Source organism: Paenibacillus aurantiacus (assembly GCF_042431225.1).
Taxonomy (GTDB): Bacteria; Bacillota; Bacilli; order Paenibacillales; family Paenibacillaceae; genus Paenibacillus_Z; species Paenibacillus_Z aurantiacus.
Window position 1 is genome coordinate 187,779 of sequence record NZ_JBHMDO010000022.1, and the last position, 18,783, is coordinate 206,561.

The 18,783-nt window shown below is 62.0% G+C and carries 12 protein-coding genes; 9 read left to right on the forward strand and 3 right to left on the reverse strand.

Annotated elements, in window-relative coordinates; all coding sequences use genetic code 11:
* The first annotated feature begins 47 nt into the window (after nucleotides 1-47).
* Complete coding sequence (locus ACFFSY_RS12525; RefSeq protein WP_377494323.1) at nucleotides 48-731, forward strand: copper homeostasis protein CutC; 684 nt, start codon at nucleotides 48-50, stop codon at nucleotides 729-731.
* A 142-nt stretch (nucleotides 732-873) separates the two neighbouring features.
* Here the strand turns inward: ACFFSY_RS12525 and ACFFSY_RS12530 are convergent, their stop codons facing one another.
* Nucleotides 874-4,593 (reverse strand): non-ribosomal peptide synthetase family protein, encoded by a 3,720-nt coding sequence (locus ACFFSY_RS12530; protein ID WP_377494325.1) that lies wholly within the window; start codon nucleotides 4,591-4,593, stop codon nucleotides 874-876.
* A gap of 101 nt (nucleotides 4,594-4,694) precedes the next feature.
* Nucleotides 4,695-6,458 carry a methyl-accepting chemotaxis protein gene (locus ACFFSY_RS12535; RefSeq protein WP_377494327.1) on the reverse strand — a complete coding sequence of 588 codons (1,764 nt, stop codon included), beginning with the start codon at nucleotides 6,456-6,458 and terminating at the stop codon, nucleotides 4,695-4,697.
* A 443-nt stretch (nucleotides 6,459-6,901) separates the two neighbouring features.
* On the opposite strand from ACFFSY_RS12535, the gene ACFFSY_RS12540 reads away from it, so the two are divergent.
* From ACFFSY_RS12540 to ACFFSY_RS12570, 7 genes are all read left to right on the forward strand, one after another.
* The gene (locus ACFFSY_RS12540; protein ID WP_377494329.1) at nucleotides 6,902-7,693 is read left to right on the forward strand and encodes an ABC transporter ATP-binding protein; all 792 of its coding nucleotides are present in this window, start codon (nucleotides 6,902-6,904) and stop codon (nucleotides 7,691-7,693) included.
* 4 nt (nucleotides 7,694-7,697) lie between these two features.
* Nucleotides 7,698-8,510, forward strand: coding sequence for an ABC transporter permease (locus ACFFSY_RS12545; RefSeq protein WP_377494331.1), 813 nt, complete (start codon nucleotides 7,698-7,700; stop codon nucleotides 8,508-8,510).
* Complete coding sequence (locus ACFFSY_RS12550; RefSeq protein ID WP_377494333.1) at nucleotides 8,510-9,439, forward strand: ABC transporter permease; 930 nt, start codon at nucleotides 8,510-8,512, stop codon at nucleotides 9,437-9,439. The genes ACFFSY_RS12545 and ACFFSY_RS12550 overlap by 1 nt, the downstream gene beginning before the upstream one ends.
* A gap of 229 nt (nucleotides 9,440-9,668) precedes the next feature.
* Nucleotides 9,669-10,736, forward strand: a complete 1,068-nt coding sequence (locus tag ACFFSY_RS12555) for an ABC transporter substrate-binding protein (RefSeq protein ID WP_377494335.1) — start codon at nucleotides 9,669-9,671, stop codon at nucleotides 10,734-10,736.
* 205 nt (nucleotides 10,737-10,941) lie between these two features.
* Nucleotides 10,942-11,823, forward strand: coding sequence for a nitrilase-related carbon-nitrogen hydrolase (locus tag ACFFSY_RS12560; RefSeq protein ID WP_377494337.1), 882 nt, complete (start codon nucleotides 10,942-10,944; stop codon nucleotides 11,821-11,823).
* 114 nt (nucleotides 11,824-11,937) lie between these two features.
* On the forward strand, nucleotides 11,938-13,398 hold the full coding sequence (locus tag ACFFSY_RS12565; RefSeq protein ID WP_377494339.1) for a CoA-acylating methylmalonate-semialdehyde dehydrogenase: 1,461 nt from the start codon (nucleotides 11,938-11,940) through the stop codon (nucleotides 13,396-13,398).
* 25 nt (nucleotides 13,399-13,423) lie between these two features.
* Nucleotides 13,424-14,788, forward strand: coding sequence for an aspartate aminotransferase family protein (locus tag ACFFSY_RS12570; protein ID WP_377494341.1), 1,365 nt, complete (start codon nucleotides 13,424-13,426; stop codon nucleotides 14,786-14,788).
* A 714-nt stretch (nucleotides 14,789-15,502) separates the two neighbouring features.
* Here ACFFSY_RS12570 and ACFFSY_RS12575 read toward each other — a convergent pair.
* Nucleotides 15,503-17,206: a PucR family transcriptional regulator gene (locus tag ACFFSY_RS12575; RefSeq protein WP_377494343.1), complete on the reverse strand. Its 1,704-nt coding sequence runs from the start codon at nucleotides 17,204-17,206 to the stop codon at nucleotides 15,503-15,505.
* A gap of 247 nt (nucleotides 17,207-17,453) precedes the next feature.
* On the opposite strand from ACFFSY_RS12575, the gene ACFFSY_RS12580 reads away from it, so the two are divergent.
* Nucleotides 17,454-18,725, forward strand: a complete 1,272-nt coding sequence (locus ACFFSY_RS12580) for a M20 family metallo-hydrolase (RefSeq protein WP_377494345.1) — start codon at nucleotides 17,454-17,456, stop codon at nucleotides 18,723-18,725.
* Nucleotides 18,726-18,783: the final 58 nt, after the last annotated feature.

Sequence of the window (18,783 nt, forward strand, 5' to 3'; positions counted from 1 at the left end):
GTGTACGGGGACGGTTGCTTACTATGTTCATAGAGGAGAGGGAAATCATGCTGGTGGAAGTGATCGCAACGAATATCGCGGACGTACGCGCCGCCGGAGCTTACGGGGCCGACCGGATCGAGCTGGTGACGGGCATCGCCGAAGGCGGGCTGACGCCAAGTCTTGGCTTGATCGAGGCTGCCGCAGCTGTATCGGCCATTCCGGTGCAGGTCATGGTGCGCCCGCACAGCCAATCGTTCTGCTATGACAACGCCGACTTGGCCGTCATGCGCCGGGATATCGCCGCGATTCGGCAGGCGGGCGCCGCGGGCATCGTGATCGGCGTGCTGGACGAGCGGGGAGCTGTCGACGTGCCCGCGCTGGAGACGCTGCTTGCGGCGGCGGGCGACCTCGACGTGACGTTCCACCGTGCCTTCGATGAGACGGCGGATCAGCTCGTCGCGCTGCGCACGCTTGCCGCGTACCCGCAAATACGGCGCATCCTCACCGCAGGCGGTCAGCGGCCGGCACCCCAAGCGGTGCAACAGCTGGCGGCGTTGGCCGAGGCGGCAGCGGACACCCATCTGCGTATCTTGGCCGGCTACGGCTTGTCGGCGGAGACGGTCGCAGTCGTGGTTCAGGGCAGCGGCGTGCACGAGGTGCATTTCGGCTCGGCGGCCCGCGAGGACGGGAGCTTCGCGCGACCGATCTCGCGCGAGCGAATCGAGGCGATCCGCTCGGCGGTCGGATAAGTGAACAAGCAAAAAAGAGCATGGTCCCATACACGCGGGGCCATGCCTTTTTTTGAGAAGACAAGAAAGCACCTTCATCCCCTTATAGGCAGGGAAGAAGGTGCTCTTCGTCGTGCAGCAGGCGTTCCGGCGCTTCGTCTCCCTATAGGGAAAGCTGGGCGACCCGTTTCGGAACAGGCGGGAAATATCCGATCGATACCGCATAATCGATCATACGCTTCACGAACGCTTGATCCACCGGCGGGCAGGCGACCGTCGTCTCTTTCAAGAAGGCGGCCGCATTCGCGCAATCGTAGACGAGCGGCGAATCCTGTGCGCCGTCCCCGCCCAGCTGGCTCATGGCGATGCGCAGACCCTCGGGGTCTTTCGGGATGCTTGCGTCGAGCAGCCATTCCGTATAGGCTTGCATGCTCATCAGCTCAACCGTGTAGCCGCAATCGCGGATCATTTGGACCAGATCTGTATACAAAATTTGCTGCGGATTCACGATATGGAACACTTGGCCCTCGGTCTCCGGCATAAGCGCGAGCCGCGTAATTGCCGCGCTTGCGTAGTCGATTGGCGTGAAGTCGACGTGCCAGTCGGCCGTGGGCGCCTTGCCCAGCAGCAGCATCGCTTTGATGAGCTGGTAGAACGCGTTGCTCTCGATATTACGTTGGAACCGCCCCGTGCCGGAATGGCAGGTGAGATTGCCGGGCCGGTGAATCGTGATCGGCAGGCCGCGTTCCCCGGCTGCCATGACGAGCTTCTCTGCTTCCAGCTTGCTGCTGGAGTAGACGTTGTCCACGCGCAGCTCCTTCGCCAGCTCGTTCGAAGCGACGACCTGCTCCCACTGGCCGGACTGCGCGAGCGATTCCGGCACGCTGATCGTCGACACGTAATGGAAATGGATCCGGTGCGACGCGTCCAGCAGCTTCAGCAGCTCGACGGTCGAAGCGACGTTCGTCCGTTCGAATTTGCGCGCATCGCCGAAGTGGCGGACGTCGGCGGCGGCGTGAATGATCGCGTCGATCTGGCGCGGCAGCAGCCGCATCTCCACGGGAGACAGGCCGAGCTCCGGCTGCTCGAGATCCGATTCGATCACATGCACGCGGCCGTTCATAAGCCACAAGACGGACGGGCCGAAATACATCGTCATGACGTCGTTCAGCCGTTCCATGGCCGCTTGGTGCGTCGCGCCCCGCACGAGAGCAATAATCGTTGTATCGGTGGTTGTCAGCAGGTCATAGAGCAGATGCGAGCCGAGATAACCCGTCGCCCCGGTAAGCAGGATGTTCTGCGGCACGGGTGCGGCTAACACCGAACGCGGCGCCATGCCCGCATGATTCACAGGCAGCTCGCGAAGCCGCTCGTACGTCTGAACGCCGGTTGTCTGCTGCGGCAGCGGCGCTGCGCTCGAGGCGGTCTCTTCGGCGTAAGCGGCAAGCGAAGAGAGCGTCTGGTATTGGAACAGATCCCCGATCACGAGGTGCGGGAAATGCGGCTTGAGCTGCACCAGCACGTGAATGATATCGAGCGAATTGCCTCCGGCCTCGAAGAAATTCGTATCCGGCTCGACGCGCTTCAAGCCAAGCACGCTGCGCCAGGCGTCGGCAATCTTGCTCTGCGTCGGCGTCAGGATAATTGCCTCGCCGCCTTGCTCTTGCTCCTCTTCGGGCAGTGCATAACCGGCGAGCAGCTTACGCTCGACCTTGCCGCTCGGCGAGAGCGGCATGGTCTCCAGCTGGACGAATTTCTTCGGCACATAGTAAGGCGGCAGCGATTCATGCAGCAGCGCGGCCAGCTTGGCGGCGGCAAGGGGCTGTCCGTCCTTGGATGTATAGAAGCTGACGAGCATCGTCTGGCCGCTCGGCTCTTTGCGGGCGATAACCGCGGCGGTATGGACGTCCGGATGTTTGGCCAACGTGTCTTCGATAGCGCCGATCTCGATGCGGTGCCCGCGGATTTTCACTTGGGCGTCGCGGCGTCCTACATATTCGAGCTGGCCGTCCGCGCGCAGCTTCACGATATCGCCGGAGCGATACGCAACCTCGCCCTCCGCGAACGGATTGGCGACGAAAGCCGCGGCGGTCTTGTCCGGCTGGTTCAGATACCCCCGTGCGATGCCGACCGTCGAGATGTACAACTCGCCGGGCACGCCGACCGGGCATAGCGAGCGATCGGGACCGACTACATACACCTGATAGTTGCTGATCGGCGTGCCGATCGGAATGTGCGTGACGTCCTCGGCGACCGGTCCGTTAATCCGGTACATCGTCGCGCAGACGGTGCACTCGGTTGGACCGTACAGGTTATAGATGCCCACGTTCGGCGAGAGGCGGCGCTGGAGGATGCGTACCTGTTCCCCGTACAGCGCTTCGCCGGCCGTCATGATGCTGCGGATGGACGCCATCCGCGCGAAGCCTTCCTCCGACAGATGGGCAGCGACTTCGTTGAAGAATACGGTCGGCAGGACGATAATGACAGTCGCCTGGATGCGTTCCACCGCCTGTGCGAACGCCTCGACAGAGATTCGTTCTTCCGCGCCGAGCAGATGGAGAGCCGCGCCATTGAGCAGCGCGCCGAACGTCTCCCAGACGGACGCATCGAAGCTGAACGTGGCGAACTGCGTAAGGATGTCCGCCTCGGTAATGGCGTACTCGCGCCCGATCATGGCGCCGAGATTGACGACCCCTTCGTGCGCGATGAGCACGCCTTTCGGCTTACCGGTCGAACCGGACGTGTAGATGACGTAGGCGAGATCATCGGGCTGCACGCCGGCATCGACGTTGTCCGTCGACAGCCGCGTCAGCTCGCCGTTATCGATCGGCAGAATCGCTTTTACGCTCGGCAGCGTCTCGCACAGCGTCTTGGCCTTCGCCTCGTAACGCGCATTCGTCAATACATAAGGGGAAGCCGTATCGCCAATAATATACCGAATGCGGTCTTCCGGATGCTCAGGGTCGACCGGCACGTAGACGCCGCCGGCCTTCAACACGCCGAGCAGGCTGACGATGGTGGAGAGACTGCGCTCCATGAATATCGTCACGAACTCGCCTTTGCGAAGCCCGCTGCCGAGCAGCAATCGGGCGACTTGATTTGCGCGCTCGTTCAGCGACGCGTACGTATAACGCTCTTCATCCGTAAAGATCGCGGTGCGAGCACCGTAAGCTTCGGCCATCCGCTCGAACACTTGATGGATGGTTGCGCCGCGCGTATATTCGGCAACCGTCGCATTGAAGCGTTCGTAGAGCGCGTGCTCTTCCTTGGACAGGAGGTCGACCGAGCCGATAACGGCCTGCGGGTCGTCGAGCGCCGCAAGGAACAGGCGCTCGTACATGCCGATATAACGCTCCACGGTCTGCTTCGTCAGCAGCGATTCGTCGTAACCGAACACGATTCTCCAAGAGGCAGGCTCCAGGTGCAGCTCCGCGAAGAGCATTTCGTTCGCATGCGGCAGGACGGCTGCTTGGTTCGCGTTCATGCGGAAGGTCGTCGCGAATGCGTGGCGGCCGGCAGGCGCTTCTCCCGACAGCAGTCGACCCGGGATGGCCTGGTAGAGCGAGTTGAACGTATGCCCCTCGCCGCTGAGATCAAGCGATAGCCAGACCGGAAGACCGTCATGCAAGGCTGCTCCTAGATGCAGTTCTTCTTCCCCGCCGGAGAGGCGGTACATGAGCGCGGCGTATACGGTCGTGGCCATGTACGCCAGATTATCGTCGCTTCCCAATCGTGCTCCAGCGAGCGCGAGAGTCTGCTCGCTCGGGACATAAGCGGCTTCGGCATAGCGATATTGGCGTGCATGCGGCGGCATATCGAGCGGAATGTTCAATACAGGCGAATCCTCCTGCGAGGAAGGCGCGGCAGCGGATGTTAGCATCATATCGGGTATTACTCCCTTTCTGTCGTGAATCGCGTGATTCGTAAATGAAGCACGGCAATCGCCGCCCTAGCGGACGGCGATGTCGGGCCGGTCGAACGGGATTAACGTTTGACGCGGAAATGTTTGACGAGCGTGTTCAGCGCCTCGGCCGAACCGGAAAGCTGATTCGAGGATTGCAGAATCGCTTCCATGTGCTGTTTCTGTTGGCCGACAGATTGCGCGATCTCGTCGGAGTTAGTCGCCGTGGAACGGATATTGTTGTTCAATTCTTCGGCGGTTGCCGACAGTTCTTCGGTGCCGGCCGACATTTGCTGCGCAGCCGTGGAGACGTCCTGGATTTGCATCGATACTTTGCGGGACAGCTCCAGAATGTCCGTGAACAGGCGGCCTGTCTCGTTCGCCAGCGTTGCGCCTTGTCCGACGACGCTCGTGCCTTTGGCCATTGCGTCCGCCGTCAGGCGGATCTCTTCTTGAATCTCGTGCACGAGGCTCGAGATTTGATCAACCGAACCGCGGGATTGTTCAGCCAGCTTGCGAACTTCGCCGGCTACGACGGCGAAGCCTTTGCCGTGCTCGCCGACGCGCGATGCTTCGATTGCGGCGTTGAGCGCGAGCAGATTCGTCTGATTGGCAATACCGGTGATCAGGCCGAGAATGCTGCCGATTTGCTGGGAGCGCTGATCCAGCAGTTGAACCGTCGCGGACGTCGACGTGACGAAATCCGTAATCAGCTGCATTTGCTGAGCCATGTTGCGCACGAGAACATCGCCTTCGGCGGACTTGCTCTCCACGTCTTGAGCGTCGCTTGCCGCGCTGACGGAGCTGTGGGCGATCGTCTCGATCGCATTGGCCATCTCGTCGATGGAACGCGAAGCATCTTCGCTGGAGACCGCTTGGTGCTCCATGCTCGCCGCGATCAGGTGAATGTTCGTATTGATCGTATCGGCATGCGCGTTGTTCTGCTCGGACGCATGGAGCATATCTTTGGCGGAGTCCGCCAGGTGGTTCGACGTCTCTTGGACTTTCAGCATGGTCGTGTTCATGTTGTGAACCATGTGGTTGAACTTCTCGTTGATGATGCCAAGATCGTCCGTGCCTGTCTTGATGGACACGTCGAGGTTGCCCGCGCTAACTTCCTCGATGCCCTTGATCAGCTCGCGGATCGGGGAAAGCGTGCGGCGGACAATCAAATATTGAATGGCGAGAATGAGCACCAGGAAAGCGCCCAGCAGCGAAAGACCGAAGACGAGCAGCTTATGCAAGCCATCCGGGATGGCGCTAGCGTCCGTATCGACCCCGAAATAGGAGAAGATTTGGCCGTTGTCATCCATAATCGGGTAGAGGATCGTCACCCATGTGCCGTAATCGTCGTTGTAGTATTTGGTCAAAGCCGGTTCCTTCGTCTTCAGCATCTCCGCAACTGCATCTGCGTGAATTTGCGGCTGCTCATACAAGTCGCCGATGCCAAGGCCCGCTTCCTTCAGCGGTTCGACCAGGTGGGTCGGCACGGCAACGAGCGAAGTTTGGTTGCCGTCCTTAAGCTCGCTGCCGAATACGTAGGCTTGCGCGATGCTCGGATTGTAGCGGCTAATTGTGTCCATAATATCGCGCAGCTTCGCTTGTACTTCGCCGTCATAGCTGCCTTCCGCAATCGCCGCTTTGACCGTTTTCGTATCGACTGCCTCCGCCCACTGACCGGTGACCGTCTTGATTTGCGTATGCAGCTGATCCACAAGAATCTTCTTCTCGGTGTAGTAGCTAGAGACGATCAGGATGGATCCGATCAGGACGATATTAATCGACGATAATAACAGGTTCTTCGTAAAAAAAGATAGCTTGCCCTTCTTCTTCTTGCCTTCCTTCATCGTTGCTTTCCCTCCATTAGTCCTAATGATGTGCAAGTAAGTTATTGTAGACCACACCCTCAAGCTGCTCGTTTATCAACCCTACTTTATATATCGGACTGATATAACAAAAGAATTACAGATTATCTACAATTCTAACCTATTTATCGACAAAATGCGCGTTTTGTTAAGAGGTATTCGAAGGAGAATAATGCTAGAGTCCCGGTTTGGCTCCGAATGAGGGACGTGGAAGGGAATGTTACGCTGTCTGAGGCCTGTTCGTCGCAGCCGTACGATCATGCTGGACAAATCGACGGAATTGTCGCCGATTCCATTTCACCTTTTGTCTAATGAGGCGGCCCGGCATGGTGTGTAAGATGGAAGATATCCCGACATGCTGGCCAACGCGGACGGTCGAACGCATCCGTTCGCGTCACCAAATATAACGGCAGGAGGAGTTGCGGATGGCTATACCGGCGTTAACGGGCCGAACGGAGATACCGGAGATCGAGCTGACGGATATTAGCATGCGTTATTCGGCCGCTTCGGAGGTATTGGCGGTGCAGAAGGTCAATCTGCAGATTCGCAAAGGCGAATTCGTCGCACTGTTAGGACCGTCCGGCTGCGGCAAGACGACGCTGCTTCGGCTGATGGCCGATCTGCTTCAGCCGACCGAGGGGACGATCAACGTGTCGGGGAAGACGGCGAAGGAAGCGAGGCTGGACCGGAAATACGGCATCGTGTTTCAACATCCCGTGCTCTACGACTGGCGCAAAGTCCGGCAGAACGTAATGCTTCCCTTGGAAGTGCTGAGCCTGCCGAAGGCGGAGCGGAAGGACCGGGCCGATAGGCTGTTGGAGCTGGTCGGGTTGTCGAAGTTCGCTGACCACTACCCGTGGCAGCTCTCCGGCGGCATGCAGCAGCGGGTGGCCATCGCGCGGGCGCTCGCGATCGAGCCGGAAATTTTGCTCATGGACGAACCATTCTCGGCGCTGGACGAATTTTCGCGGGAGCGGCTGAACGAGGAGCTGCTGGCCATCTGGAGCAAGGTCGGCAGCACGGTCGTGTTCGTCACGCACAGCATACCGGAGGCGGTATTCCTCTCGGACCGGGTGTGCGTGCTGTCGCCGCATCCGGGGCGTCTGACCGCGGTTGTGGATATCCCGCTGCCGCGGCCGCGCACCCGCGAGATGCGCGTAAGCGACGAATTCTTCCGGCTGGCCGCGCGCATCCGGGATAGCTTCGAAGGGGTGTAGGCGCATGAAGGCCGCTATGGCTTGGAAGGGAAGCATCGCGCTGCCGCTGCTCGTCTGGTTGCTGGTCGGATTTGCCTTGTGGGAGATGGCGTCGTGGATGCTGCTGGAGGTGTTCCGCGTACCGCTGGCGCAGTCGAAGCTGCCGTATCTGCATCGTATCGCGGAGGCATTCGGCGATTACGGCAAGACGCTGTGGCGGGAAGGACGGGCGACATTCGCGAACGCGGCTGCCGGCTTCGCCCTGGGCGCGGCCGCCGGTGCGGGGCTTGCGCTGCTGATGAGCCTCTCCAGATGGATCGAGCGGCTGACGTTCCCTTATGCGGTCGCCTCTCAAATGATCCCGATCCTCGGCCTCGCGCCGATTCTGTACGGGATTGTCCGCAACGAGGGGACGGCTCGTATTCTGATCGCCGGCTATATCACCTTCTTCCCCGTGGCGCTCGGCATGCTGCGCGGGCTGCGGAGCGTGCCCCCCTCGATGCTGGAACTGATGCACGGGTACGCCGCCGGACGCCGCGCGATCTATTGGAAGCTGCGGCTGCCGGCGGCGATGCCCGGCTTATTCGCGGGCTTGAAGATCGCGGCGCCGCTCGCGGTAACCGGCGCGATTCTCGTCGAGCTGATGGGCGCCCAGCATGGCGTCGGCGTGATCATGCTGCGCAATCTCTATTACGGCCCCTCGCATGTGTATATGTTCTGGTCTACGGTCGTGCTTGGCGCGCTGCTCGGCATGGCGGCTTACGGTCTGATCAGCTTGGCAGAACGGCTGCTGACCCCGTGGCAGCCGGAATTCAGAGTCAGAGGAGGCGAGCGCTAATGGGAAGCAATGCGGCAGGCCCACAGGAGCGGGCCGATGCGGCATTGGAGCCGCCGGCCATCCTTGGACCGAGCGCCGGCGGGATTCCCCTGGCATCGGGACGGCTCAGGCGCAGCAGGCCGGGCGGCAGTACGCCGGGCAACAGCGCGCCAAGCGGTGTGGCGCGGGATGCTGCGTGGCGCATCGCGCTGCCGCTGCTCGCCGGGCTGCTGGCGGCCTTGGCCTGGCAGCTCGAGCTGTTCCATCGACTGTTCGGGCTGCGCACGTATCAGCTGCCGCTCCCCTCGACTATCGCCGCCGCTATCCGCGACAATGCGGCGCTGCTGCTCGACTATGCGGCTTATACACTCGGCGAGGCGGCGCTCGGCCTGCTCGCCGGGGCGGTCGCCGGCTTCGGGCTGGCGCTTGCGGCGACGGCTTGGCCGAGGTGGGGAGCGCCGGGCATCGTGCTGGCCGCCGCGGTGAACGCGGTGCCGATCGTGGCGCTCGCGCCGATCATGAACCTGTGGTTCGGCGGCGGCATCGGCTCCCGCGTGGCGATCGTGGCCGTCGGCTCGATGGCGGCCGTGGCCATCCAGGCGCATAAGGGCATGCGATCGGTCGATCCGCTGGCGCTCGATCTGCTGCACGGTTACGCTGCGAGCAGGCGGGACGTGTTCCTGCGTCTTCGCATCCCCGCAAGCCTCCCTTACTTGGCGACGGCCATGAAGATCGGCACGACCGCCAGCATGATCGGCGCGATCGTCGGCGAGTTCTTCTTCTCGTCGAAGGGGCTGGGGTATCTGCTCTCCAATTCCATCAAGGTAGCCAAAATGCCGCTCGGCTGGTCGTGCATCGTCATTGCGGCGGTCGCCGGCATTCTCTTCTACCTGATTACGGAAAGGCTGGAGCGCACGTTGATCCGGTGGCATCCTTCCCAGCGAGGGTAACAGGGGGCTGCGGGGTTGTTACGGTTAGCATGTGCCAGAAGTCGGCAATCGTATACAGCCTCCCGGTTATCCGGTGCGGCTGCATCCGCCGTCCGCGAGCGTTTCGTTCGGAATCGTCCGTGCCGTCGCTCGTCCGTGAGCGGCCGGAGATGATATAGAGGCCTGAAATTCGGTTGCCTGCGGGTGCGGGCTGCACGAGAAGCCATATATACAAAGGAGAGGGCTACCGATGGAGAAGGGAATGGGGAGTATTCGGCGCGGCGTCAAGGCGGCGGTCGTGCCGCTGATGGTTGGTCTGCTGCTTGCGGCATGCGGAGGCAACAACGATCCGTCTTCCGGCGGCGCGGGGCATGAAGGCGGCGCGGCGGCGGACCCGGTCAAAGTGAAGCTGCAGCTCAAGTGGGTGCCTCAGGCGCAGTTCGCCGGCTATTACGTCGCGCAGGACAAAGGGTATTACGAAGCCGAGGGACTCAAGGTGGAGATCGTCCCGGGCGGACCGGACATCGTGCCGGAGCAGCAGGTGGCCAACGGGGCGGCGGATATCGGTGTCGATTGGGTCGCGAGCCTGCTCGCCAGCCAGGAGGCTGGCTTGCCGATCGTCGAGATCGCGCAAATCTATCAGGAGAGCGGACTTGTGCTCGTCTCCAAGAAGACGAACGGCATCGACTCGCCGGCAGACCTGGCGGGCAAGAAGATCGGTAACTGGATGGGCGGCAACGAGTTCGAGCTGCTCGCCCTCTTCGACAAATATAAGCTGGACCCGAACAAGGACCTCTCCTTCGTCAAGCAGGGGTTCACAATGGATCAATTCCTCGCCGGCGAGCTCGACGCGGCCTCGGCGATGACCTACAACGAATATCCGGTCGTGCTGGAGCAAGGAGTGCCGGCAAGCGATCTCTCCGTCATCGATATGAACAAGGAAGGCGTGGCGATGCTCGAGGATAATTTGTTCGCGAATAAGGATTGGCTGGCGGACAACAAGGAGACGGCGGCGAAATTCGTGCGCGCCTCCTTGAAAGGGTGGAAGGATGCGATCGACAATCCGGAAGCGGCGGTCGACAGCGTCATGAAGGCGGCGGAAGAAGGGTCGACGACGCGCGATCACCAGGTAACGATGATGAAGGAGGTCGCCAAGCTGGTCGCGCCGGACGGCTTCGATCTAGCGAAGCTGGGCTATATCGACGAAGCGAAATTCAAGCAGACGGCCGACATCGCGCTGCAGTTTGGCGTCATCAAGGAGGCGGCCGAACTAAGCGCCGCATATACGAACGAAATTGTGGAGATGGCGGCGGAATAACGGTGTAGTTCGTTCTGATCGATGTCGACGAAAGCAAGGTGGCGGAAGGGCGGTCGATTCGATTCGCGGCATATGTCGAACTGACCGATCGTCGGGGGAACGTCCGGGTGTCGCCCTCGCAAGAAGGTCGTTATCGACACAGGCGGAGGCTCGCTCGCGGTACACCCGCGAGCGGCCGCCGCCATCCCGAAGGGAGCGTTGGCGCATGGATACGGTGCAAATTGGCTTGGTGCAGACGAAGCACGAGGTACGCGGCGAAGAACCCGTCGCGGCGCACAAGGCGGCCGCGATCGAGAAGACGATAGGGCTTGTGCGCGAAGCGAAAGCGCGCGGCGCGCAGATCGTGGGCTTGCAGGAGATTTTCTACGGCCCGTATTTCTGCGCCGAGCAGACGAACAAGTGGTACGACGCGGCTGAAGAAATCCCGAACGGCCCGACGACGAGGCTTTTTCAAGACCTGGCGGAGGAGCTGGGCGTGGTCATCGTGCTGCCGATCTACGAGCGCGAAGGGATCGCGACGTATTACAATACCGCCGCCGTGATCGACGCAGATGGCGCATATTTGGGCAAATACCGGAAGCACCACATTCCGCACGTCGGAGCGGGCGGGGGCGGCTGCGGGTTTTGGGAGAAGTATTATTTTAAGCCGGGCAACTTGGGCTATCCGGTGTTCGATACCGCATACGCTAAGGTAGGCGTGTATATCTGCTACGACCGGCATTTCCCGGAAGGGGCGCGGATGCTCGGGCTGAACGGGGCGGAGATCGTGTTCAACCCGTCGGCGACAGTCGCGGGCACCTCGGAATATCTGTGGAAGCTGGAGCAGCCCGCGCATGCAGTGGCCAACGGCTACTACGTGGCGGCGATCAACCGGGTCGGGTACGAGGCGCCTTGGAACATGGGGGAATTTTACGGTCAGTCCTACCTGGTCGACCCGCGGGGCGGCTTCGTGGCTATGGGCAGCCGGGATCAAGAGGAGGTCGTCGTCGGGGCGATGAACAAGCGGCTGATTCGCGAAGTGCGAGAGAGCTGGCAGTTCTACCGCGACCGGCGGCCGGAGACGTATCAGGAGCTGGCGAAATTGTAGCTGCGGCGGCGGATGGGAACAGAGGACTCGCGGCTCGTGGGCGAGGCTCGCGAGGCGGCGTGTATCCCGTGTTCTTCGGCCGCCCGGCACGCGGTAATGAAAGGGGAGGCTGCAATGGTACTAACCGCGCAACCGGTAAAGCTGCGCAATTGGATCGGCGGGGATTGGGTCGATTCTGCGGCAGCGGTGTACGAGGTGGTCTATAATCCAGCCTCGGGCGAGGCGATCGCGCAGGTGCCGCTGTCGACGGCGGATGAGCTGGATCTGGCAGTGCGCGCCGCGTCGCAGGCGTTCGCGTCGTGGCGGAAGGTGGCGGCACCCCGCCGGGCGCGCTATCTGTTCCGGTATCAGCAGCTGCTGACGGAGCATGCGGATGAGCTCGCCCGGCTGATCACGACCGAGAATGGCAAGAGTCTGGAGGAAGCGCTCGGGGAAGTGCAGCGCGGCATCGAATGCGTCGAATTCGCCGCCGGCGCGCCGACGCTGATGATGGGCAGCCAGCTGCCGGACATCGCGTCTGGCATTGAATCGGGGATGTACCGCTATCCGCTCGGGGTCGTCGCGGGGATCACGCCGTTTAATTTTCCGATGATGGTGCCGTGCTGGATGTTCCCGCTGGCGGTCGCTTGCGGCAACGCGTTCGTGCTGAAGCCGTCGGAGCGGACGCCGCTGCTCGTCAGCCGATTGGCGGAGCTGTTCGCGGAAGCGGGTTTCCCGCCGGGGGTGCTCAATGTCGTGCACGGCGCGCATGACGTCGTGAACGCGATGCTGCGGCACGAAGACGTGGAAGCGATTTCGTTCGTGGGATCGCAGCCGGTCGCCGAGTACGTGTACAAGACGGGGACGTCGCACGGGAAACGGGTGCAGGCGCTGGCGGGCGCCAAGAACCATTCCATCGTGCTCGCGGACGCCGATCTCGACAACGCGGTGCGCAATATTACGTCTGCTGCATTCGGTTCGGCAGGCGAGCGCTGCATGGCGTGTGCGGTCGTCGCGGTTGTCGAGGATGTCGCCGATGAACTGGTCGCGCGGCTGGTCGAGGCGGCGGACGCGCTCCGCATCGGCAACGGCCTGGACGAAGGGGTGTTCCTCGGGCCGGTCATTCGGGAGGCGAACAAGGCACGGACGATCCGGTATATCGAGCAGGGTGTAACGGAGCAGGCCGTGCTTGCGCGTGACGGCCGGCTGGACGCGGCCGCGTCCGGCGATGGATTTTTCGTCGGGCCGACAATCTTCGACCGGGTGAAGCCGGGGATGACGATCTGGAACGACGAGATTTTCGCGCCGGTGCTGTCGGTCGTGCGGGTGAAGGACTTGGCGGAGGCGATCGCGGTGGCCAACCGGTCCGAATTCGCCAACGGGGCTTGTCTCTACACGGACAGCGCGAAGGCGATCCGCGCATTCCGGGAGGAGATCGACGCGGGCATGCTTGGCGTCAATCTCGGGGTGCCGGCGCCGATGGCGTTCTTCCCGTTCTCGGGCTACAAGAAGTCGTTCTATGGGGATCTGCACGCGAACGGCCGCGACGGCGTCGAATTTTACACGCGCAAAAAGATGTTGACCGCCCGCTATTAACAGCTATAGAGAGGAGCTGATCCGCATGCTCGATCGGAGCGAAATCGATACGCAGGAGATGAAGGAGAAGGATCGGCGGTATTTGTGGCACAGCATGTCGCCGTACAGCGAGCACGACCGCCCGATGATCGTCGCAAGCGCGCAGGGGGCGTGGATTACGGACAGCGAAGGGAACCGGTACTTGGACGCGATGTCGGGTCTGTGGTGCGTCAACGTCGGCTACGGCCGGCAGGAGCTGGCGGAGGCGGCTTACAACCAGCTGTCGACGCTGCCGTATTATCCGCTGACGCAGAGCCATCTGCCGGCAATTGAGCTGGCGGAGAAGCTGAACGAGTGGCTGGGGGACGATTACGTTATTTTCTTCTCCAACAGCGGCTCGGAGGCGAATGAGGTCGCGTTCAAAATCGCCCGCCAATACCAGCAGCAGATCGGCGCGCACAGCCGGTTCAAGTTCATCTCGCGCTACCGCGCGTACCATGGGAGTTCGCTCGGCGCGTTGTCGGCGACGGGCCAGGCGCAGCGCAAGTACAAGTACGAGCCGCTGACGAGCGGCTTCCTGCACGTGTCCCCCCCGGATAGCTACCGCCGCCCGGAAGGGATGAGCGCGGAGGCGTTCAACCGGCAGTGCGCGGACGAGATCGAGCGGACGATCGTGTGGGAAGGCGCGGAGTCGGTCGCCGGCGTCATCATGGAGCCGGTTATAACCGGGGGCGGGGTGATCGTGCCGGAGCCGTCGTATTTGACGCGCGTGGAGGAGATTTGCCGCAAGCACGGGGTGCTGCTTATTCTCGACGAGGTCATTTGCGGCTTCGGCCGATCGGGGCAGCGGTTCGGGCATCACAACTTCGGAGTGAAGCCGGACATCGTGACGATGGCGAAGGGGCTGACGAGCGGCTACCTGCCGTTGTCGGCGACGGCGGTGCGCAAGGAGATTTACGACGCGTTCAAGGATCCGGAGCAGTACGGCCATCTTCGCCACGTGAACACGTTCGGCGGCAATCCGGCCGCGTGCGCGCTGGCGCTGGCGAATCTTGCGGTGATGGAGCGGGAGGGGCTCGTCGAGCGCAGCCGCGTGCTGGGCGAGCGGCTGCGCGCCGAGTTCGACGAGCTGCTGGCGCACTCGCTCGTCGGCGACATCCGCAGCTTCGGCTTTCTGCTCGGCGTCGAGCTGGTCGCGGATAAGGCGACCAAGGAGCCGGCGAGCGCGGACGTCGTCAAGCGGATCATCGGCGCCTGCAAGCGCGCGGGACTGATCATCGGCAAGAACGGCGACACCGTCGCGGGCTTCAACAACGTGCTCACGTTCAGTCCGCCGCTATCGTGCACGGACGAGGACGTGGATTTTATCGTGCGGACGTTCAAGCAGGTGATGGCGGAGGTCGCGGGGTGAGGCGGTGTGGCGAGGGAGTAAAGGAGCGAGCTGTGCATGCATAGTGGCGTGGAGCCGATAATTGGCGTGTTGGTGGGCGTGAGGCGAGCGAGTAGTGGCGTGGGAGCGACTATTAGCGTGTAGGCTGACGTATGCTTGCGCGCCCCCAATCTACCGTCCGCCGGTGCACCATAACCTGGCCAATAGCGACGTGAGAGTCGCTAAAGACCAGCCAGAGCCCGGCAACCCGGCCAATAGCGACATGAGAGTCGCTAACGCCCAGCCAGAGCGCGGCAACCCGGCCATAGCGACGCGAGAGTTGCTAACGCCCAGCCAGAGCGCGGCAACCCGGCCATAGCGACGTGAGAGTCGCTAACGCCCAGCCAGAGTGCCGTAACCCTACCAATAGCGACATGAGAGTCGCTAACGCCCAGCCAGAGCGTGGCAACCGGCCAAATAGCGACATGAGAGTCGCTAACGCCCAGCCAGAGCGCGGCAACCCGGCCAATAGCGACGCGAGAGTTGCTAACGCCCAGCCAGAGCGTGGCAACCGGCCAAATAGCGAAGTGAGAGTCGCTAAAGACCAGCCAGAGCCCGGCAACCCGGCCAATAGCGACGCGAGAGTCGCTAACGCCCAGCCAGAGCGCGGCAACCCGGCCAATAGCGACATGAGAATCACTAACGCCCAGCCGGGGCGCCGCCACGTCACAGCCCGTCTCCCGCACCGCCGCGCGCTTACCCGCGCGCCACTTTGCGTTCGGTGCCTGCGGGCGCGACGTGCCGGAATTTATCCGGGTAGAGCATTTGGTAGGCGCGCAGGGCGACCTGAATGGCGATCCGGTTCTCGGGCGCCATGTAGTGCTCGCCGAGCAGCTCGGCGATTTTATCCAGTCGGTAGTAGAGCGACTGCCGGACGATGAACAGCCGCTGCGCTGCCAGCTGCTTCGATCCGTCGTGGTCGAGATACACCTTGAGCGTGTGCAGCAGCTCGCTCCCTTTATTGTGGTCGTGGTTGATCAGTGGCCCGAGATTGTCACGCACGAACTGCTGCAGCGTCGAACCATCGTTCAGCCGCACCAGCAGCTGGAACACCCCGAGCTCGTCATAGAAGACAACCGGCAGCTTGCAGCAGGTATGCAGCGCCAGCGCCTGCGCCGCTTCCTGGTAGCCGCGGCTTGCTTGCGTCAGCTGCTCGCAGGCGTCGCCAATCCCCGCCGCAAGCTTCAGATCCTTCAGCTTTTCGTCGGCTTGCAGGTCATCAAGCGAGGCAAGGGCGTGCCGCAGCCGAATTTTGGCCGGGATCTTCGACTTCAGATCGAACGCGAGGATGACGAGCCGATTGTTCTTCATCGTCATGAGCGGCCGGAAGGCGTGGCGCTCGAAGGCGGAGCGAAGCAGAAGCGACAGGTGAAGCCGGATCGACTCCCATTCCTGCTCGTTCATGCCCAGCGCCTCGTCGTACAGGTTGTCGATCTCGATCAGGCATACTTGGAACCGGGACTCGCTCAGCTTCTTGTAGGCGAGTCCGACCAGCACCCGAAGCTGCTTCTCGTCGCTCAGTTCGCCGCCGAGCAGCTCCGCGATCCACCGGTTCTCCGAGAACAGCTTGCGTTCCTCCATATACCGGGTGCGCAGCAGTTCCTGCGCGATGGAGAGCGCGGCCGAGTCGAGCAGCAAATATTCGAACTCGCCCGGCCGCTGCGGACAGACCATGAGCAGCGTCGCCCATGTCTGGTCGAGCGCGCCGACCGGCTTCAGCACACAGTGGTGGCCGTCGCGTTCTTCGACGAGAGGCGCGCTGTCCGGCTTGATGCCTTCCGTCTTCAATGCATGGGCCGCAGTCTGCTCCAGCAGCGCGTTCTGTTCATCCGGCCGCAAGGGAGGGAAGCAGGTCGGCTTGCCGGCGAGGGGCCGGTAAACAAGCTGGGCGCCGGTGCTTTTGTGCAGCAGTTTCAGCACGTTGAGGGTGCCTTGCGATGTCAGCGTCATCCGGTGAAAGGCCCGGGAGAGACGCTCCAGCTCCTGGAGCATCCGGTGATGGCGGTTAATGATAGCGGAATGGAGGTCCTGCGTAATATCGACATAGCGCACAGTGCGGAGGAAGACGATGAGCGGGAACGCATGCCGATCAGCGAGCTCCTTCAGCTCGCTGGGCACCTCGGGGAACTTGGGCCCAAGCTCGATGCAAAGACAGGCGGCCTGTCGCCCGATCAGGCCGCGCATGAAGGCTAGCGGGGAATCGGGTCCCCCGGCGAATCCCATGCCTGTCGTCAATATCATTTCTTCTCCGTGGATGAGCGTATCGAAGTTCGTAATTTCGAGAATATGCACCCAGCGTATGCGGCGATGCAGACCCGCGGCGCCCGCCGCCAGCTCGGCGCCTTCAAACAGCGGGCGTCGTAGCGCCTCTCCAACCGTTAAGCTGCGTTCCGTCTCCATAAAGCAATCCCTCGCTTTCCGCAATTTGAATGGCAGAAAAGTTGCACTTCCCTTTTGACAAACTGTCTGGTGAATCTGAATCGGATCTGCGATATTGTATGTTGTGTTAACTAAAGTAACATAAAACAACTGAGAATCGTGTCGAAATGACACGTTCAAGAAAATAAATCTGGATTTCTGCTTGATTTATCTGAAAATTTAAAATTTAATGTTATATTATCTAACATGTAGAAGCGGGGGAAGTGGAATGAACCGATGGAGCGTTAATTCGGATCGCATTGAAGCCCGTATCAATCGGCTGGCTCAGATCGGCAAGATTAGCGAAACCGGCGTCTGCCGGCTGGCGCTTTCGGCAGAGGATCTGGAAGCGGTGCTCGTCGTGAAAGGATGGATGGAGGAGGCGGGGCTGACCGCGCGGATCGACGCGTTCGGCAACCTAATCGGACGGCTGGAAGGGGCGAATCCGGATGCTCCCGCCGTCATGATGGGCTCCCATATTGACACGCAGCCCTATGCGGGGCGCTTCGACGGTATTATCGGCGTCATTGGCGCGATTGAGGCGGTGCAGACGATGCGAGAGCAGGGCATCGCGCCGGCCGTGCCGATCGAAGTGGCGGCGTTCTGCGACGAAGAGGGCTGCCGGTTCAACAAAGGCTTGTTCGGCGTCCGGGGGCTGCTCGGCCAGCTGGAAGAAGGCGAGCTCGCGCGTGCGGACAAAGACGGGGTTACCCGGCTGGAGGCGCTCGTGGCGTTCGGCGGCGATCCCTCAAAGTTCGCGGAGTCCGTCTATCCGCCGGGTCGGGTCGGCTCCTTCCTGGAGCTGCACATCGAGCAGGGCCCCGTGCTGGAGTCGCTGAACAGTCCGGTTGGTCTTGTGACCGGGATATCCGGGCCACTGTGGTGGACCGTCGATCTCCATGGCTTCGCGGGCCATGCCGGCTCGGTGCCGATGCCGCTGCGCCGGGATGCGCTGGCGAGCGCGGCAAGCATCATTGCCGGGCTGCAGACGCTCGCCTCGCGCGACCCCGATGCGCCAACGGTCGGGACGGTCGGTTCGCTGCAGGTGTTCCCGGATTCGCGGAACATCATCCCCGAGCACGTCCGGTTCACGGTCGACCTGCGGGATATCGACCTGGGCCGGCGCGACCGGCTGGAGGCGGAGCTGCGCGTGCTAATCGACGAAGCGGCGGCCGCGAACGGCTTGACCTATACGATTCGCGAGGACACGAACAGCGAGCCTCGGTATTGCGCGGAACGGATCAAAGATGCGATTCGCGCGTCGGCGGCCGATCTTGACGTGACGCTGCCCGAGCTGATGAGCGGCCCGTTCCACGATTCGCTGGCGATGTCGCGGTATTGCGACTACGGGATGATTTTCGTCCGGTGCAAGGACGGGATCAGCCACAACCCGAAGGAATTCTCCGCGCAGGCGGATATCGCGCTAGGCTGCGAGCTGTTGTACCAAGCGGCGCTGCGGCTGTGCCGGGCGGCAGCTCATGCGCCGGCGGAGCCGGCATAGGGCATCGCGCGAAGAACGGAGGCCCCGCATCTTCGCGCGATGACGCGGGTGCCGGGCG

Excerpts from the sequence above, each read along its gene's own strand:
- ACFFSY_RS12575 (WP_377494343.1), bottom strand. The coding sequence starts at position 17,206 with ATGGAGACGGAACGCAGCTTAACGGTTGGAGAGGCGCTACGACGCCCG.
- ACFFSY_RS12535 (WP_377494327.1), bottom strand. The coding sequence starts at position 6,458 with ATGAAGGAAGGCAAGAAGAAGAAGGGCAAGCTATCTTTTTTTACGAAG.
- ACFFSY_RS12530 (WP_377494325.1), bottom strand. The coding sequence starts at position 4,593 with ATGATGCTAACATCCGCTGCCGCGCCTTCCTCGCAGGAGGATTCGCCT.
- ACFFSY_RS12540 (WP_377494329.1), top strand. The coding sequence starts at position 6,902 with ATGGCTATACCGGCGTTAACGGGCCGAACGGAGATACCGGAGATCGAG.
- ACFFSY_RS12570 (WP_377494341.1), top strand. The coding sequence starts at position 13,424 with ATGCTCGATCGGAGCGAAATCGATACGCAGGAGATGAAGGAGAAGGAT.
- ACFFSY_RS12550 (WP_377494333.1), top strand. The coding sequence starts at position 8,510 with ATGGGAAGCAATGCGGCAGGCCCACAGGAGCGGGCCGATGCGGCATTG.
- ACFFSY_RS12555 (WP_377494335.1), top strand. The coding sequence starts at position 9,669 with ATGGAGAAGGGAATGGGGAGTATTCGGCGCGGCGTCAAGGCGGCGGTC.
- ACFFSY_RS12565 (WP_377494339.1), top strand. The coding sequence starts at position 11,938 with ATGGTACTAACCGCGCAACCGGTAAAGCTGCGCAATTGGATCGGCGGG.
- ACFFSY_RS12560 (WP_377494337.1), top strand. The coding sequence starts at position 10,942 with ATGGATACGGTGCAAATTGGCTTGGTGCAGACGAAGCACGAGGTACGC.
- ACFFSY_RS12580 (WP_377494345.1), top strand. The coding sequence starts at position 17,454 with ATGAACCGATGGAGCGTTAATTCGGATCGCATTGAAGCCCGTATCAAT.
- ACFFSY_RS12525 (WP_377494323.1), top strand. The coding sequence starts at position 48 with ATGCTGGTGGAAGTGATCGCAACGAATATCGCGGACGTACGCGCCGCC.
- ACFFSY_RS12545 (WP_377494331.1), top strand. The coding sequence starts at position 7,698 with ATGAAGGCCGCTATGGCTTGGAAGGGAAGCATCGCGCTGCCGCTGCTC.